Genomic DNA, 16,638 nt, shown 5'->3' with positions numbered 1-16,638 from the left:
GCCCGTAGGGCACCGCGACATATGGACACCCAGCGAAACCGCGGCGAAACGCAAAGCCTGACCCAGATCAACCCAAGGAGGCCCTGCCCGGATTACAGGCAGGAAAGATCCTGACAGGATGACCTGCATGTCCAAAGCCTCGCCGCCGAACGCCGGAACGCCCCGGCCATGAACCGGATCCGCCTCGCGCTTTGGGGGCTGCTCGGCCTCGTCACGCTGCTGTGGGTCGTCGCCGATCCCGGGGCGCTGTGGACGAGCGCCTTCTTCCGCCTGCGCGACGCCATGATCCAATGGACGGGCCTGCTCGCCATGGCCTGCATGAGCGTGGCGATGATCCTCGCCCTGCGCCCACGCTGGCCCGAGCGCTGGTGCAATGGGCTCGACAAGATGTACCGGCTGCACAAGTGGCTCGGCATCGCGGCGCTGACGATCTCCGTCATCCACTGGCTGTGGACGCAGGGGCCGAAATGGGCGGTGGGGTATGGCTGGCTCACCCGGCCGCCGCGCGGGCCGCGCCCGGTCATCACCGATCCCGTCGAGGCCTTCCTGCGGTCGTATCGCGGCACCGCGGAAGGCCTGGGCGAATGGGCCTTCTATGCGGTCGTCGCGCTGATCGTCCTCGCGCTGATCCCGCGCTTTCCCTATCGCTGGTTCTTCAAGACGCACCGGATCCTGGCGATCAGTTACCTCGTGCTGGTCTTCCACGCGGTGGTGCTGACGCAGTTCGCCTATTGGGTCACGCCGCTCGGCGTCGTGCTGGCCGCGCTGCTGGCCTATGGCACCTATGCCGCCATCATCGTGCTGCTGCGGCGGGTCGGCGCCGCGCGACAGGTCCAGGGAGAGATCGTCGCCCTCACCCGCTATCCGGAACTGCGCGTGTTGGAGACCGAGATCGCCGTGCCACAGGGTTGGCCCGGACATCGGGCAGGGCAATTCGCCTTCGCCATGTCCGACCCGTCCGAGGGTGCGCATCCCTACACCATCGCCTCCGCCTGGCATGAGGGCGACCGGCGCATTACCTTCGTCACCAAGGCGCTCGGCGACCATACCAGCCGGCTGGCCGACCAGCTGCAGATCGGCCAGAAGGTGCGGGTCGAAGGCCCCTATGGCTGCTTCACCTTCGAGTGTGACCGGCCGCGCCAGATCTGGATCGGCGCGGGCATCGGCATCACCCCCTTCATCGCGCGGATGAAGCAGATCGCGCTGGACCGCCAGGCCGGCCTGAACACGCCGCCGATCGACCTGTTCCACCCGACCGCCGACTTCTCGGAAGAGGCCATCGCCAAGCTGACGGCCGATGCCGCGAAGGCAGGCGTCCGCCTGCATGTGCTGCACGACGCAAAGCATGGCCGGCTGAACGGGGAACGCATCCGTGCCGAGGTCCCGGACTGGCGCGATGCCAGCCTGTGGTTCTGCGGCCCGGCCCGGTTCGGGGAGGCGCTGCGAGACGACTTCGCCGCCCAGGGCTTCCCAGTGCAGGAGCACTTCCACCAGGAGCTCTTCGCCATGCGCTGATGCCGCGGAGGGCGACTTGCCTGTCGGCCCCCGCCCCCGCATCCTCCGCCCGCGACCAGGAGGAAAACGCATGACGCTGACCGTGCTCGAGCCCGAAGGGCTCTATCCCGACACCGATCTCGAGCAACGGGTCATGGGGCCTTCGGTACGCATCGTGCAGGGTGCGTGCAAATCGTCGCTGGCCGAATTGCCGGACGCGCTCTGCCAGCAGGCCGATGCGCTGATGACACTGCGCATGGCCGTGCCGGCCGACCAGATCGCCCGCTTCCCGAAGCTGCGCGTCATCATCCGCATGGGCGTGGGCTATGACCGCGTCGATCGCGCGGCGGCGGCGGCACGCAACATCAAGGTCTGCAACGTGCCTGACTACGGCACGCAGGAGGTCGCGGAATTCGCCGTGCTGATGGCGCTCGGCCTGCGGCGGGGGCTGACGCTGTACCACGACACGCAGCGCGGCCCGAACCCGGCGCGCTGGGGCGTGATGCCGAGCCCCGCCGTGCGGCGGCAGGAAGTGCAGACCTTCGGCATCGTCGGCCTGGGCCGCATCGGCACGGCGGCGGCACTGCGCGCCAAGGCGCTCGGCTATCGCGTCGCCTTCTACGATCCGGCGCTGCCGAACGGCGCCGACCGCGCCATCGCCGTGTCGCGCTGCCGCACGCTGGACGAGTTGCTCGCGCAGTCGGATGTACTGTCCATCCACTGCCCGCTGACGCGCAACACGCGCAACCTGATCGGTGAGCGCGAGCTGCGCCTGCTGCCGAAGAACGCGGTCGTCATCAACACCGCGCGCGGGCCGATCCTCGACATCGATGCGCTGGAACGCGTGATGCGCGACGGGCACGTCGCCGCGGCTGGGCTCGACGTGATTCCGGTGGAACCGCCGGTCGAACCCATTCCCGCCCTGCTGCGCGCCTATCGCGATAAGGAGGATTGGCTGACCGGCCGGCTGATCATCTGCCCGCACATCGCCTTCCACACACCCGAGGCCTGGGACGACATCCGGCTGAAATCCGCGGAGACGATGCGGGACGTGCTGGTGGAAGGGCTCAACACCAACGTGATTGCGCCCGAAAGCGACTGATCGACCAGAGAGGGGCTTTGCCCCTCTCCGGACCTCACCCCACCAAAGGCCACAGGGCCTTTGGAAACCGATACTTGGCGCCGTGCAATGCGGTCGTCATCCACCGATGGCTGTGGCGTCGTGCCCGGCGCCAACAGATGGCATTCCAAATGCTCTCAGCATGTGGCGGGGTGGTCCGGAGGGGCAGAGCCCCTCCGGCAGCGACCGCTGCAAGGAGGAAACCCCCATGATCCGCGACCCCGCCGCCCAGGCGAAGCGCCTCGCCGCCGCCGCGCGCCTCGTCGAGGACATCCTGATCCCCGCCGAGGCGCAGATGGACGCCGAGGACCGCATGCCCGTCCCGGCCCGCGACGCCATCCGCGCCATGGGCCTGTTCGGCATCTCACTGCCCGAGGCCTATGGCGGGCTTGGCCTGACCATGGAGGAAGAGGCCGAACTCATGCTGGTGCTCGGCCGCGCCGCGCCCGGCTATCGCGCGGTCTATGCGCTGAACAGCGGCGGGGCTGCGCAGATCCTGCTGCGCGCAGGAACCGAGGCGCAGAAGGCCCATTGGCTGCCGGGCCTGGCGCGAGGCGACCGCATCGCCTGCTTCTGCCTGTCGGAACCGGACGCGGGATCGGATGCGGCCTCCCTGACCACGACGGCGCGGCGAGACGGCGATGGCTGGCGCATCGACGGCCACAAGCGCTGGGCCACTAATGCGCCGGAATCCGGCATGCTGATGGTCATGGCGCGGACGGGTGGCGAGGGCGCGCGCGGCATTTCCGCCTTCGTCATCGACCCCGCCACGCCGGGTGTACGGATCCAGCCGGTCCAGGCGAAGATGGGCATGCGCGGCGCCCAGGTGGCCGACATCGTCTTCGAGGAGTGCCGCGTTCCGGCGGATGCGCTGATCGGTGCGGAAGGCGAAGGGCTGAAGCTGGCGCTTGCCGGGCTGGACAAGGTGCGGCTGCATCTCGCTGCGCTGTCCGCCGGGCTCATGGCACGCCTGATCGACGAAGGTCGCCGGCATGCCCTCGCCCGCCGGCAATTCGGCAAGCCGATCGCTGAGCAGCCCGCGATCGGGGCGCTCTTCGCCGATTCCTCGGCCGAGGCGCTGGCCACGCGCTGCATGGCGCTCGAACTCTCCCGCGCGCGCGATGTCGGGACGCTGCGCCCGGCGGATGCGGCCGCGGCGAAGCTGTTTGCGACCGAGGCGCTGGGGCGCGTGGCCGACCGCATGCTGCAGGTGCATGGCGGCGAGGGCTACATGCAGGGCAGTGCTGTCGAACGCCTGTATCGCGATGCGCGGGTGCTGCGGATCCTCGACGGGACCTCGGAGATCCAACGGATGGTCGTGGCGCGCAGCGTGATCGGCGAAGGGCTTTGACCTTCCTCCCCGAAAGCGTGAAGGCCTTCGGAAACCGACAGCTGGCGCCGGCCCCGGCAGCCAACGCTGCCGCCGCGCCCCGCGCCAGGGTCCGGGGTGGCCAGGCGTGCCGGCGGGCAACGCGCGGAGAGGCGAAGCGCCGCTCGCGTCACGCCGACAGCCGCCGCCACCGCAGCAGCATCAACCCCGCCACGACGGCGAGCCCGACCCCCAGGCCCATCCAGATCCCGCGCGGGCCGAAGCCACCGAATTGCGCCAGGGCCAGCCCCATCGGCAGGCCGATCCCCCAATAGCCCAGTGCCGCGAAGAGCATCGGCACCCGCGTATCCTTCAGCCCGCGCAGCGCACCGGCGACCACGACCTGCAACCCGTCGCCGAGCTGAAACAGCCCCGCGATGCGCAGCAGCATCGTGCCCAGAGCCGCGACCTCCATCGCCCCCGGGACCCCGGGATCGAGGAACAACCAGGCGATCCCGGGCGCGGCAACCAGCAGCGTGACCGCCATGGCCAGCATGAAGCCGCCGCCGAGCGCCACCGCCACCCATCCCGCACGCGCCGCGCCGGCCACGTCGCCGGCGCCGATGGCCAGCCCCACGCGCGCCGTCGCCGCCTGCCCGATGCCGAGCGGCACCATGAAGGTCGTGGAGGCGGTCTGGATCGCGATGGCGTGCGCACCGACCGCAATCGCACCGAACCAGCCCATGGCCAGTGCCGCGGCGGAGAAGACCCCGATCTCGAGCAGCATGGCGCCGGCGATGGGTAGGCCGACGAGGAAGACCTCCTTCGTGCGGGCCGCATCCGGCCGCCAGAAGCGGCCGAGGATGCGGAAGCGGCGGAACACCCTGTCGCGCGCGATCAGCACGAGCAGTGCCGCGACCATCGCCGCATTGGCGACGGTGATGGCGAGCCCCGCCCCCGCCACGCCGAGCCCCGCCGGGAAGATCAGCGCCCAGGCCACCGGCAGGTTCAGCGCGACGGCACCGAGGGATACCCACATCGCCGCGGCCGGCCTCTCCATGGCCGCGAGGAATCCACGCAGCACGATGAAGGCGCAAAAGGCCGGGATGCCGAACATCGCCCCGCGCGTGTAGTGCTGCGCCAGGTCCGCGAGCGCCGGATCCTGCCCCAGCGCCCGCAGCACGGCAGCCGATTCCCACAGCACGGCCCAAGCCGGCAGGATCGCGAGGACGACGGCCCAGAGCGAGGCGCGCGTCGCGCGCCGCATCCCGCGCACCCAGCCGCGCCCTGCCCCACCCGCCACCCGCCCATGGCCGCGGATCTGCGCCTGCAGCGGCGCGGCGGCGAGCGCGAGGCCCAGCGCCGGGGCCAGCATGGCGAAATGGAGGCTCGCCGCGAGCATCCCCGCCGCCAGTTCCCGGGTGCCGAACCGCCCAAGCAGCGCCGTCTCGGTCAGGGCGAGAGCCATCTGTGACAGGTTGGTCAGCACGATGGGCCCCGCCAGCGCGACCGTTGCCCGTGCCTCGGCGCGCCATGCCGCGGAATCGCGGCTGGCGGGCATCGTCGTGATCCCAGCGTCCATGGCGCCGGTTTAGGCGAAACCTGCCCGCGGCGCGAGCACCCCCGCCTCCCATCCGTCCCCCTCCTCGGATCGCGACCCTGCCGCGATCCGGGAGTGCGAAGCGCGACCGCGCCCAACCCGCCAGTCGCCGCCAACGCCACAGTTCGGGGCGCGCAAGCCAAGCCCGCGCATGCGGGCGCCCGGCGTCTGAGGGCAAACCAAAGACTCCGCGATCGGCCCGGCCGTTTGAGGGATCAAGCAAAGGGTTCTATCAAGGCGCCGAACCGTGGATGAGGCCGCCATGAACCGACGTGCCCTGATCGCGACCCCGCTCGTCGCGCCAATGCTGGTCAACGCCGCCCAGGCCCAGACGCCGAGCCTGGTGACCGAGGAATACATGGTCCCCACCGGCGATGCCGGCATCGAGATCTTCCTGCGCAACAAGCGGCAGGAGACGATGACGGCCTATTCGCCCTCGCGGACCGTGCTGTTCGTGCACGGTGCGACCTATCCGGCGAGCACCGCCTTCGACGTACCGCTCGGCGGCCTGTCCTGGATGGACTACATCGCCGGGCGCGGCTTCGATGTCTGGTGCCTCGACATCCGCGGCTATGGTCGTTCGACGCGCCCGCCCGAGATGTCCCAGCCGCCCGAGGCGAACCCGCCCATCGTGCGCGGCGATGTCGCGCTGTCGGATATCGGCACGGCGGCCGCCTTCATCCGCAGCCACCGCAACCTGCCGAAGATCATCCATATGGGCTGGTCCTGGGGCAGCACGCTGATGGGCCGTTTCGCGGCGGACAATCCGACGGTGGTGGAGCGCCTGGTGCTCTTCGCCCCGCCCTGGCTGCGGGAGGGCGCCAGCCCCGCTTCGGCCGGCGCGGGGGATGCGCTCGGCGCCTATCGGTATGTCACGCAGTCCCAGGCGCGGCAGCGCTGGCTGAATGGCGTGCCGGAAGCCAAGCGCGCCGGGCTGATCCCAGCCGGCTGGTTCGAGCATTGGGCGGGCGTCACCTGGGCCTCCGACCCCGAGGGCCTGCGACGCAATCCGGCGGCGCTGCGCGCGCCGAACGGCGTGCTGCTCGATGGCCGCGAATACAACCAGGCGGGCCGTCCCTATTGGGATCCGTCCAAGGTGACGGCGCCGGCGCTGCTGGTCGTCGCCGAATGGGACCAGGACACGCCGCCCTCCATGGCGACGGCGATCTTCCCGCTGATGACGAACAGCCCGGGCAAGCGTCTGGTGATGCTGGGCGAAGGCACGCACATGATGCTGCTGGAACGCAACCGGGGTGTTCTGTACCAGGCGGTGCAGGGCTTCCTCGAGGAAGCGCCGGCGGCCTGAACGGGCGTCTGGGCATGCGCCGTGCAGCGCATGTCCGGCACCGCCCCGCACCCCAATCCAGCCACCCAGCGACAGTATGTTGAATTCGATGGCCCGGTGGGGTGCCGAACGGCTCCCTGAACGGCTTCATCGTCGGTCAAGCATCGGCGGCGCAGGGTGATGGCGCCGCCGATCCGGCGGCATCATCCCGGATGCCCTCCATGAACGCTCGCCGCGTCCTTTTCGGCCTCGGTTCCGCCGCCGTCGCCACCGCCTTCGCCTTCGGCCTGGCCGGTGCCGCGCAGGCCCAGACCACCGACCCGTCCTTCCGGCTGAACAACCGGTCGAACCAGACGATCATGGAGCTCTATGTCTCCTCCTCGCAGGACAGCAACTGGGGCCAGGACCGGCTGGGCCAGAACGTCCTGGCGGCCGGACAGACCTTCATCGTCCGTCTGCCCGACGGGCAGTGCGTGAACGACATCCGCATCGTCGTCGAGGGCGGCCGCGCCGTCGAACAGCGCAACATCAACACCTGCGAACTGACCGACATCAACTTCCCCTGACGCGCCTGCGCCGTCGGGCCGATTGACAGCCCCGGCGGCGCGGACCCAGGCTCTCCCAAAGGCAAACGGAGGGAGCGCCATGGCGGACCAGGACCAGACCAAGCGGCCGTTCACGCTGCGCAGCCAGCGCTGGTTCGACGATCCGACCGATCCGGGGATGACCTCGCTCTATGTCGAGCGCATGCTGAACTTCGGCATGACGCGCGGCGAGCTGCAATCCGGCCGCCCGATCATCGGCATCGCCCAGACCGGGTCCGACATCGCGCCCTGCAACCGGCATCACATCGCGCTCGCGGACCGCGTGAAGGCCGGTATTCGGGATGCGGGCGGCGTGCCGCTGGAATTTCCCGTCCATCCGATCCAGGAAACCTTGAAGCGCCCCACCGCGGCGCTGGATCGCAACCTGCAATACCTCTCGCTGGTCGAGATCCTGCACGGTTATCCGATGGACGGCGTGGTGCTGACCATGGGCTGCGACAAGACCACGCCCGCGCAGCTGATGGGCGCGGCGACGGTCAACATCCCGGCCATCGGGCTGTCCGGCGGCCCCATGCTGGATGGCTGGTGGAAGGGACGGCTCGCCGGGTCGGGGACGATCGTGTGGGAGGCGCGCAAGATGCTCGCCGCCGGGGAGATCGACAACGACACCTTCATCGACATGGTGGCCGCGAGCGCGACCAGCGTCGGGCATTGCTCGACCATGGGCACGGCGCTGTCGATGAACTCGCTGGCCGAGGCGGTCGGCATGTCGCTGACCGGCTGCGCCGCGATCCCCGGCCCGTATCGTCAGCGCGGCCAGATCGCCTACGAGACCGGCCGCCGCATCGTCGAGATGGTGCGCGAGAACCTGCGTCCCTCCGACATCATGACGAAGAAGGCCTTCGAGAATGCGGTCGCGGTCGCCTCGGCGATCGGCGCGTCGTCCAACTGCCCGATCCACATGGTCGCGATCGCGCGGCACATGGGCGTCGATCACACCGTCGAGGACTGGCAGCGCGTCGGCGCCGACATCCCGCTGCTGGTCGATTGCCAGCCGGCCGGTCGCTACCTCGGCGAGGCCTTCTTCCGCGCCGGCGGGGTGCCCGCGGTGATGAAGCAGCTGCTCGACGCCGGGCTGCTGCATGGCGACGTCATGACGGTGACAGGCAAGACGCTGGCCGAGAACCTCTCGACCGTCGCTGAGGCCGACCCGGAGGTGATCCGCCCGCTGGCGAAGCCGATGAAGGAACGCGCCGGCTTCGTGGTACTGTCGGGCAATCTGTTCGACAACGCCGTGATGAAGATCAGCGTCATCGACAAGGCGTTCCGCGACCGCTTCCTGTCCAACCCGCCCGATGTCTTCGAGGGCAAGGTCGCCGTCTTCGAAGGCCCCGAGGACTACCATGCCCGCATCGAGGACCCGTCGCTCGGCATCGACGAGAAGACGGTGCTCGTCATCCGCAATAGCGGCCCGGTCGGCTATCCGGGCTCGGCGGAGGTGGTGAACATGCAGCCCCCCGCCGCGCTCATCAAACGCGGCATCGGCGCGCTGCCGACCATGGGCGACGGGCGGCAGTCCGGGACCTCGGGGTCACCGTCGATCCTGAACGTCTCGCCCGAGGCGGCCGTCGGCGGCGGGCTCGCGCTGCTGAAGGATGGCGACCCGATCCGCATCGATCTCACCACGCGCAAGGTCGATGTGCTGATCCCGGCCGAGGAGCTCGCCGCCCGCCGTGCGGCGTGGAAGGCCCCGGATATCCTGCACAAGACGCCGTGGGAGGAGATCTACCGGAGCATGGTCGGCAGCCTCGGGACCGGCGGGTGCCTGGAGCCGGCGACACTGTTCCTGAACATCCTCGAGACGCGCGGGGAGAGCCGGCACAATCACTGAAACGCGGGGTGGCGATAGCGACCAGAGAGGGGCTTTGCCCCTCTCCAACAGCGTCCTACTCCGCCGCGCTCTCCATCGCCGCCGCATAGCGGCTCGCCGGCCGGGCGAGGCCGAGATTGTCGCGCAGCGTCGCGCCCTCGTATTCCCGGCGGAACAGCCCGCGCTCCTGCAGGATTGGCACGACCTGGTCGACGAAGGCGTCGAACTGCCCCGGGAAGAAGGGCGGCATCAGGTTGAAGCCGTCGGCCGCGCCTTCGCGGAACCACAGCTCCATCGTATCCGCGACCTGCATCGGCGAACCCACCACCATCAGATGCCCGCGTGAGGCGGCGACGCGGTAGCAGAGTTCGCGTAGCGTCAGCCCCTCGCGCCGTGCGGTTTCCAGCAGAAGCAAGGCGCGGCTTTTCAGGTGGTCGCTTTCCGGCAGTTCCGGCACGGGCCCGTCGAGGTCGAAACGCGACATGTCCGTACCCAGCCGGTCGGACAACACGGTGTTGGCCTGCTTCATGTCGAGGTTGCGGTTCAGCGCGGCAAACAGCGCCTTAGCCTCGGCCTCATCCTTGCCGATGATGGGCATGAAGCCGGGCATGATCTTCAGTTCATCCTCGCGCCGCTTGTATTGGGCGAGTTGCGCCTTCAGGCCGCGATAGAAGTCCTGCGCATCGGTCAGGCTATTCTGGGCGGTGAAAACCACCTCGGCCGTGCGCGCGGCGAGCGCCTGGCCCGGCGCGGAACTGCCCGCTTGGATGATGACCGGATGCCCCTGCGGGGAGCGCGGCAGGTTCAGCCCGCCGGTGATGGTGAAATACGTGCCGTGGAAATCCGGCACGTGCAGCGAACCGGGACGGACAAAGGTCCCCGCCGCCTTATCCATGACGAAGGCGCCGTCATCCCAGGAATCCCAGAGCTGGAGGCAGGCCTCCACGAACTCGCCGGCGATGGCGTAGCGATCGGCGTGCGAGGGATGCTCGCGACCGAACACCGCGCCATTCTTGGGGTAGGACGACGTCACCACATTCCACGCCGCGCGCCCGCCCGACAGATGGTCCAGCGAGGCGAAGGCGCGGGCGACATGATAGGGCTCGGAATAGGTGGTCGAGGCGGTGGCGGCGAGGCCGAGATGCGTGGTGTGGGCCGACAGCACCGAGAGCAGCGTCAGCGGTTCGAACTTGCCGATCGAGGAGGGATGCTCGGCGTAGCCCGTCGCGAAATTGTCGGCCAGGAAGAACATGTCGAACTTGCCGCGCTCAGCGGTCGCGGCGATGTGGCGCATCAGGGCGATGTCGGGCCCGCCAGGAATGGCGTCCGGATGGCGCCAACCGGCGACGTGATGCCCCGCCGCCTGCACGAAGACGCCCATCCGCATCTGCCGGTCCGAATTCCCTGCGCCCATGGCCGCCGCTCCTGTCATCGGCCCACAGCAAGCCGCCCGGCGGGCCGCTGCGTCAAGCCGGGTCCGGCTTGCCGACAAGGTCGTGACCCGCCTACCCTGCCCGCCGCGCTCGCCCTGCGGCCGCCGTAAGCGTTCACGTCAATCAACGCGCCCCCTGCACCCGATGGGTGCGGGCCGGCGCGGCTTGGCGGGCGCGATCTCCTCCCTGCCTCGCGTCGGCCCTTCGCTGGAAGGATACGCCGTGACCGCCTCCGCCCTTCTCGTCTTTGCCGGCGCCTATCTTGCCGTGCTCGTCATGCCCGGCCCGGGTGTGACAGCCCTGGTCGCGCGTGTGCTGGCGCGCGGGCCGCAGGGGGCGCCCGCCTTCATTGCGGGATTCGTCGCCGGCGCACTCGCCTGGTTCAGCCTGGCCGCCACCGGCATGGCGCTGCTCGCCGCTCTTCTGGCCCCGGTCTTCATCGTCATCCGCTATGCCGGTGCGGCCTATCTGCTGTTCCTGGCGTGGAAGCTATGGAACGCCGCGCCGCGCGCAGCCGTGCTGACCGATGCGGCGCCGTATGGGCGAGTGCGGCTGTTCCTGCTTGGCCTCGCGATCAACCTCGGCAATCCGAAGGTGATCCTGTTCTTCCTCGCCCTGCTGCCGACGGTGGTGGATCTCCCGGCCCTGACGCCGCTGGGATTCCTGGAACTGTCGGGGCTGGTGATGCTGATCGCCTCCTCGGCGCTCGGCACCTATGCCCTGGTCGCGGCGCGGGCGCGGCGGCTGCTGACCGCGCCGCGGGCGCAGCGCCTGGTCAACCGGGGCAGCGCGGTCGCCGTAGCCGGGGCGGCCGCCAGCATCACCTTACGCTGACGCAGGCTTCGGTTGACGCCGCCCGGCGCGCTTCCGCAATGTCGGTGCCGTAACAGGGAGGATGGCGATGCCCGGCAGGCTGGCAGGCAAGCGCGCACTGGTGACGGCGGCGGGTCAGGGCATCGGGCGCGCCGCGGCGCTCGCCATGGCGGCCGAGGGGGCTTCCGTCATCGCGACCGATCGCGATGCGCGCAAGGTTGGCGAACTCGCCGCGCGGGGCATCGCCCATGTGCCGCTCGACGTGCTGGACGATGCCGCGGTCGAGCGCGTGGCGAAGGAGGCCGGCCCGATCGACGTGCTGTTCAACTGCGCCGGCTTCGTCCACCAGAACACCATCCTGACCTGCACGGATGAGGAATGGGATTTCGCCTTCGCGCTGAATGTGCGGGCGATGTGGAAGATGGCGCGCGCCGTTCTGCCCGGCATGATCGAACGCCGCAGTGGCGTCATCGTGAACATGTCCTCGGCCTGTTCCTCGGTGAAGGGCGCGCCGAACCGCTTCGTCTACGGCACCACCAAGGCGGCGGTGATCGGCCTGACGAAATCCATCGCGACCGAATACGTGACGCAGGGAATCCGCTGCAACTGCCTGTGTCCCGGCACGGTGGACACCCCTTCCCTGCATGACCGCATCGCCGACAATGCGGCGGCCGCCGGATCGGTCGAAGCCGCCCATGCCGCCTTCGTGGCGCGCCAGGCGATGGGCCGGCTCGCGACCGCGGAGGAGATCGCCGCCCTCGTCGTCTATCTTGCCGCGCCGGAGAGCACCTTCGTCACCGGCCAGGCCATTGTCATCGACGGCGGCTGGACGCTGTGACGAATTCGTTGCGATGCCACCATGACGTCGTTGCGCCAGGGAGCCACCGATCCGGCGCGGCCATTGACGCATGCGGCCCGGCGTTGGACACCACCGGGTCAGGGTCGATGCTCCACACGGCCATCGCCCAGGGGAAGCAGGAAATCAGATCATGAAGCTGCTGCGCTACGGACCGGCCGGCGACGAAAAGCCCGGCATCCTGGATGCGGAAGGCGCCATCCGCGATCTCTCCGGCGTGATCCCGGACATCACGGGGGCAGTGCTCTCGCCCGAATCGCTCGCGAAGATCGCGGCCGTCGACATCGCGAGCCTGCCCAAGGTGCCGGGTTCGCCGCGCATCGGCGCGCCGGTGACGGGGATGAAGAACCTGGTCTGCATCGGCCTGAACTACGCCGACCATGCGGCCGAGACCGGCGCGCCCATCCCGAAGGAGCCGATCGTCTTCCTGAAGTCGCTCAACGCGCTGCAGGGCCCGAATGACGATGTCGTCATCCCGCGCGGCAGCGTGAAGACGGATTGGGAAGTCGAGCTCGCCGTCATCATCGGCACGCGCGCGAAGTATGTGAGCGAGGAGAACGCCCTCGAACACGTCGCCGGGTATGCCGTCGGCAACGACGTGTCGGAACGCGAATGGCAGGCCGAGCGCGGTGGCACCTGGGACAAGGGCAAGGGCTTCGACACCTTCGGCCCGCTCGGCCCGTGGCTCGTCACCAAGGACGAGGTGCCCGACCCGCAGAACCTCGCGATGTTCTGCGACGTGGACGGCGTGCGCCAGCAGGACGGGTCGACGCGCACCATGATCTTCGGCGTGAAGCAGCTCGTCGCCTATGTCAGCCAGTGCATTACGCTGAACCCGGGCGACGTGATCTTCACCGGCACGCCGCCGGGCGTGGGGCTGGGCAAGAAGCCGACGCCGGTCTTCCTGAAGGCGGGCCAGGTGATGAAGCTTGGCATCGCCGGCCTCGGCGAGCAGCAGCAGACGCTGGTGGCCTCGTCGTGATGCGCGCGGGCCTCATCGCCCTCGCCCTGATGCTGCCGGGGGCTGCCATGGCGCAGCAGCGGACGCAGCAGCAGCAGGCACCACGCCAGGACACGCTGGCCGATCAGGTCGAGCGCAACATCCGCACCTGCATCGGCTCATCGCAGGACATGGCGCTGATCGCGCGCTGCATGGACAGCCAGCGCGCAGTCGTCGCGCCGCGGCTGGAAACGGCGGTGGAACGGCTGCTCGCGACGCAGGCCGATCCGGCGCGACGCGACGGGCTGATGGCCGTGCAGGCGGCCTGGGCGAACTACCGCAACCTGCGCTGCGACTTCGCCGGCAGCAACCCCGAGCGCGGTGCCGAAGCCGCGGCGGATCGCGCGGCCTGCCTGTTGCAGTTCGACCTGGCGCGGACGCTGGAGATCGAGGCCTTCCTCCAGCCGCCTCCGCCGACGCCACCCCAGCCGCAGCGCCAGCAGCAGCGGCGGTGAGCGACGATCCGACGATCGTCGTCTTCGACTTCCCGGCCCGCCCGCCTGGTGGGCCGGAACAGGCCGCTGCGCTGCGTGCGCTGGCGGAGGACATCGCGGCCGAACCGGATCTGCTGTGGAAGATCTGGACCACCTCAGCCGAGGAGAAGCGCGCGGGCGGGATCTACCTTTTCCGTTCCCGCGCGGCGGCGGAGGCCTATCACCGCAAGCACGCCGCGCGGCTGGCGGCCATGGGGATCGAGGGCATCGAGGCGACCTATCGCCGCTTCGACGCCACCCTCACGGCGATCACGCGCGGGCCCGTGGCACCCCCCTGACGGAACCGCCGCGTCAGGCGTGACGCGGCGCGTCGCTCTCCTCGACACCCCCTGCCGTCAGATGCACGAAGCGCACCCCGCGCTCGGCGAGCCGCGCCGCCCCCTGCACCACCCCGAGCCCGCTCGCCCGTTCCGGGTGGTTCACATGGGCAATGATCACGTCGCCATCCCGCGCCGCGGCGACGCGCGCCGCGACCCGCGCGGCCGGCAGCGACGCCCCCTCATCCCCATTCAGCGAGAAGCCGGCCACGCGGAATCCCATCGCGCGGATCGCCACCAGCGCCTCGGGGCTGTAGAGCGCCGTCGCGCCACGATACCAGCGCGGCGCCGGAACCCCGGCGGCGGCCATCGCCTCCGCGCCGCCGGCCACCTCGGCGCGCACCGCTTCGATCGTCCCGGCCACGCGGATGCCGTACAGCCGCGCGCCGCCCAGCACCGGCGGCACATGCCGCGCCCCATGATTCTGCAACTCGAACAGATCGCTGCGTTCGCGCAGCAGGACGACGGTCTCCGGATTGGCCCGCAGCCACAACCCGGTGACGAAGATGGTTGCCGGCAGGCCGAGCCGGATCAGCCCGCCCAGCACCCGCAGATCCGCAGCGCCGGAACAGGCATCGAGCGTCAGCGCGACGCGCGGCGATCCGCCCGGCACCGGCGCCAGGCGCAGCCGCGGCATGACCAGGGGCTCGGCCCGCGCCGGCGCTGCGGCCAGCACCGCAGGGGCCAGGGCACAGGCGAACAGCCCGCGCCGACCGACCCAGGGCGAGCAGCGGCGGCACATGATCGGATCTCCGGGGCAACGAGCGAGGCGGGGCGTAGCATCGCCGCCGCCGCCGGTCGATGATCCAGCGCATGGACACCACCGACCGGCCCGACGGCACGACGCTGGCACTGGACCCCGACCCCGCCCCTGCCTTCCGCGCGGAGCTCGCCCGCCACATCCACGCCTTCCACAGCCGCACCGTGCCCTACGAGGCGCGGCGCTTCGGCCTGGTCCTGCGCGACGCCGATGCCCGGCTGCTGGCCGGCATGACCGGCCTGGTCAGTTGGGGCTGGCTCTTCGTGGAGGCCGTGTGGGTCGATGACGCGCAGCGCGGCCGCGGCACTGGCCGCCGCCTGATGAACGCCGCCGAGGCGCATGCCCGCGCCCAGGGCTGCCATTCCGCCTGGCTCGACACCTTCCAGGCCGAGGGCTTCTACCGCGCCCTCGGCTACGAACGCTTCGGCGCGCTGGACGACTACCCGGGCGGACAGAGCCGCGCCTTCCTCCGCAAGCGGCTGGGCTGAATCCGCACGCGAGGGCGGTCCTACCAGGCAAGCGCCCGTGGCCCGAGAGCGGCACCGATGCCCGCGACGGTGAGCACGGCCAGCGGGTACCACAGGGCGACGAAGGCCGCGCCGTCATTCACGCAGGCCAGGGTATAGGCGAGCGCCCCGATGGCGCCGGCCAGAAGCCCGGCGTAGAGCCCCGCCCGGCCGAGGCGCGTCGGTATGCCGCGCCGCATGGCCAGCAGCGTCAGCCCCAGGGCCGGCAGGGCGGCGAGAGTGATCCCCCCCAGGCACAGCAGGGCTGACAGCAGCGGCCGCGCCCCGGCCGGCGGCACGCCCGACCGGTCAAGCACCGCGCTCAGCGCGAGGAACACCGCGGCCGGGGCCAGGGCGGATATCGGATGCGGCTCGGTTCCGGGGGTCATGGCAGCCCGGACCAGGCGCAGGCCGCCTACGGCCAGCAGGAGCATCCCCGTCACCTTGAACAGGAGTATCCAACTCCCGGCGATCGCCGGCAGGTCGGCACGGGCGCCGATCATCGCCAGCACGACAAGGACCGACGCCCCCAGCGCGGCAGCTACAAACCCGGCGAACACCAGGTTGCGCGGCGGCCCGCGGGAAGCTGCATGGCCGGCCTCGCGCGCGAGACGGCGCACCAGTTCGTCGGTTCCTGGCGAGCGTCCGCCGGCCGCGTGCCGCGTCATTGCCCGTCTCCCTGCCGCACGGCCGCCATGAGTCTCTTCAACGAACGATGCAGCGTCACGCGCAGCGCGCCCTCGGTGGTCCCCAGGCGATCCGCGGCCTCGCGATGGGATGCCCCTTCGATCGCAACCGCCCGCACCGCCGCCTGCTGCCCCGGCGGCAGCACCACGATGAGGCTCTCGACATCCATCGCGTGATGCTCGCGGCCGCTCTCCTCGGCGACGAAGATTGCGGACCATTCCTCCTCGGACAGGTCCACGCGCCCGCGCGCCTGGCGCCGCAGCCGCCGTACCGCGTCGATGGTCTTGTAGCGCGCGATCGCGTTCAGCCAGGGCACCAGCGGGCGTCCCGCATCCCACTCGGCGCGCCGGGCATGCACGGCGATCAGCACCTCCTGCACCACATCCTCCGCCTCGTCGGCGGTCAGGCGCAGCCGGCGCAGTCGCATCGCGACGATCCGGCGCATCGACGCCGCAAAGTCGCGGAGGAATGCCTCATAGGCCATCGCATCGCCGCGCCGCTCGGCGAGCAATCCCTCGCGCCATGGGATCTCGTGCATGCTCATGTCAG

At 70.3% G+C, this 16,638-nt stretch carries 17 protein-coding genes; 12 read left to right on the top strand and 5 right to left on the bottom strand.

Annotated elements, in window-relative coordinates:
* Nucleotides 1-168 precede the first annotated feature (168 nt).
* The 3 genes from KPL78_RS05065 to KPL78_RS05055 all read left to right on the top strand — a co-directional run bounded on the left by KPL78_RS05065 (nucleotide 169) and on the right by KPL78_RS05055 (nucleotide 3,965).
* Entirely contained in the window at nucleotides 169-1,515 is a 1,347-nt protein-coding gene (locus KPL78_RS05065) for a ferredoxin reductase family protein (RefSeq protein ID WP_219761836.1), read from the top strand.
* A gap of 70 nt (nucleotides 1,516-1,585) precedes the next feature.
* Nucleotides 1,586-2,596: a C-terminal binding protein gene (locus tag KPL78_RS05060; RefSeq protein ID WP_219761835.1), complete on the top strand. Its 1,011-nt coding sequence runs from the start codon at nucleotides 1,586-1,588 to the stop codon at nucleotides 2,594-2,596.
* A gap of 226 nt (nucleotides 2,597-2,822) precedes the next feature.
* Nucleotides 2,823-3,965, top strand: a complete 1,143-nt coding sequence (locus KPL78_RS05055; protein ID WP_219761834.1) for an acyl-CoA dehydrogenase family protein — start codon at nucleotides 2,823-2,825, stop codon at nucleotides 3,963-3,965.
* Nucleotides 3,966-4,113: 148 nt separating this feature from the next.
* Here the strand turns inward: KPL78_RS05055 and KPL78_RS05050 are convergent, their stop codons facing one another.
* Nucleotides 4,114-5,484 (bottom strand): MATE family efflux transporter, encoded by a 1,371-nt coding sequence (locus KPL78_RS05050; protein ID WP_219761833.1) that lies wholly within the window; start codon nucleotides 5,482-5,484, stop codon nucleotides 4,114-4,116.
* Between the two features lie 301 nt (nucleotides 5,485-5,785).
* Here KPL78_RS05050 and KPL78_RS05045 point away from each other — a divergent pair, with 301 nt between their 5' ends.
* From KPL78_RS05045 to KPL78_RS05035, 3 genes are all read left to right on the top strand, one after another.
* The gene (locus KPL78_RS05045) at nucleotides 5,786-6,829 is read left to right on the top strand and encodes an alpha/beta hydrolase (RefSeq protein ID WP_219761832.1); all 1,044 of its coding nucleotides are present in this window, start codon (nucleotides 5,786-5,788) and stop codon (nucleotides 6,827-6,829) included.
* Nucleotides 6,830-7,029: 200 nt separating this feature from the next.
* Nucleotides 7,030-7,374, top strand: coding sequence for a hypothetical protein (locus KPL78_RS05040; RefSeq protein ID WP_219761831.1), 345 nt, complete (start codon nucleotides 7,030-7,032; stop codon nucleotides 7,372-7,374).
* Nucleotides 7,375-7,453: 79 nt separating this feature from the next.
* Entirely contained in the window at nucleotides 7,454-9,244 is a 1,791-nt protein-coding gene (locus KPL78_RS05035; RefSeq protein ID WP_219761830.1) for an IlvD/Edd family dehydratase, read from the top strand.
* A gap of 55 nt (nucleotides 9,245-9,299) precedes the next feature.
* Here the strand turns inward: KPL78_RS05035 and KPL78_RS05030 are convergent, their stop codons facing one another.
* Nucleotides 9,300-10,637 (bottom strand): LLM class flavin-dependent oxidoreductase, encoded by a 1,338-nt coding sequence (locus KPL78_RS05030; protein ID WP_219761829.1) that lies wholly within the window; start codon nucleotides 10,635-10,637, stop codon nucleotides 9,300-9,302.
* A gap of 241 nt (nucleotides 10,638-10,878) precedes the next feature.
* Here KPL78_RS05030 and KPL78_RS05025 point away from each other — a divergent pair, with 241 nt between their 5' ends.
* The 5 genes from KPL78_RS05025 to KPL78_RS05005 all read left to right on the top strand — a co-directional run bounded on the left by KPL78_RS05025 (nucleotide 10,879) and on the right by KPL78_RS05005 (nucleotide 14,097).
* Complete coding sequence (locus KPL78_RS05025; RefSeq protein ID WP_219761828.1) at nucleotides 10,879-11,490, top strand: LysE family translocator; 612 nt, start codon at nucleotides 10,879-10,881, stop codon at nucleotides 11,488-11,490.
* A gap of 67 nt (nucleotides 11,491-11,557) precedes the next feature.
* Complete coding sequence (locus KPL78_RS05020; protein ID WP_219761827.1) at nucleotides 11,558-12,307, top strand: SDR family oxidoreductase; 750 nt, start codon at nucleotides 11,558-11,560, stop codon at nucleotides 12,305-12,307.
* A gap of 151 nt (nucleotides 12,308-12,458) precedes the next feature.
* Nucleotides 12,459-13,307, top strand: coding sequence for a fumarylacetoacetate hydrolase family protein (locus KPL78_RS05015; protein ID WP_219761826.1), 849 nt, complete (start codon nucleotides 12,459-12,461; stop codon nucleotides 13,305-13,307).
* Nucleotides 13,307-13,780, top strand: coding sequence for a lysozyme inhibitor LprI family protein (locus KPL78_RS05010; protein WP_219761825.1), 474 nt, complete (start codon nucleotides 13,307-13,309; stop codon nucleotides 13,778-13,780). The genes KPL78_RS05015 and KPL78_RS05010 overlap by 1 nt, the downstream gene beginning before the upstream one ends.
* On the top strand, nucleotides 13,777-14,097 hold the full coding sequence (locus KPL78_RS05005; RefSeq protein WP_219761824.1) for a YdhR family protein: 321 nt from the start codon (nucleotides 13,777-13,779) through the stop codon (nucleotides 14,095-14,097). The genes KPL78_RS05010 and KPL78_RS05005 overlap by 4 nt, the downstream gene beginning before the upstream one ends.
* Before the next feature lie 13 nt (nucleotides 14,098-14,110).
* Here KPL78_RS05005 and KPL78_RS05000 read toward each other — a convergent pair whose 3' ends face one another.
* Nucleotides 14,111-14,878 carry a polysaccharide deacetylase family protein gene (locus tag KPL78_RS05000; protein WP_219761823.1) on the bottom strand — a complete coding sequence of 256 codons (768 nt, stop codon included), beginning with the start codon at nucleotides 14,876-14,878 and terminating at the stop codon, nucleotides 14,111-14,113.
* Nucleotides 14,879-14,949: 71 nt separating this feature from the next.
* Between KPL78_RS05000 and KPL78_RS04995 the strand changes: the two genes are divergently transcribed.
* Nucleotides 14,950-15,384, top strand: coding sequence for a GNAT family N-acetyltransferase (locus tag KPL78_RS04995; RefSeq protein ID WP_219761822.1), 435 nt, complete (start codon nucleotides 14,950-14,952; stop codon nucleotides 15,382-15,384).
* A 20-nt stretch (nucleotides 15,385-15,404) separates the two neighbouring features.
* Here KPL78_RS04995 and KPL78_RS04990 read toward each other — a convergent pair whose 3' ends face one another.
* Complete coding sequence (locus KPL78_RS04990) at nucleotides 15,405-16,070, bottom strand: NrsF family protein (RefSeq protein WP_219761821.1); 666 nt, start codon at nucleotides 16,068-16,070, stop codon at nucleotides 15,405-15,407.
* Nucleotides 16,067-16,633 carry a sigma-70 family RNA polymerase sigma factor gene (locus KPL78_RS04985; protein WP_219761820.1) on the bottom strand — a complete coding sequence of 189 codons (567 nt, stop codon included), beginning with the start codon at nucleotides 16,631-16,633 and terminating at the stop codon, nucleotides 16,067-16,069. Before KPL78_RS04985 ends, KPL78_RS04990 begins: the two co-directional genes overlap by 4 nt.
* Nucleotides 16,634-16,638 lie beyond the last annotated feature (5 nt).

The sequence above is a fragment of the Roseomonas alba genome, from assembly GCF_019430885.1.
Classification (GTDB): domain Bacteria; phylum Pseudomonadota; class Alphaproteobacteria; order Acetobacterales; family Acetobacteraceae; genus Neoroseomonas; species Neoroseomonas alba.
This window is presented reverse-complemented; position numbering and strand designations above follow the sequence as displayed.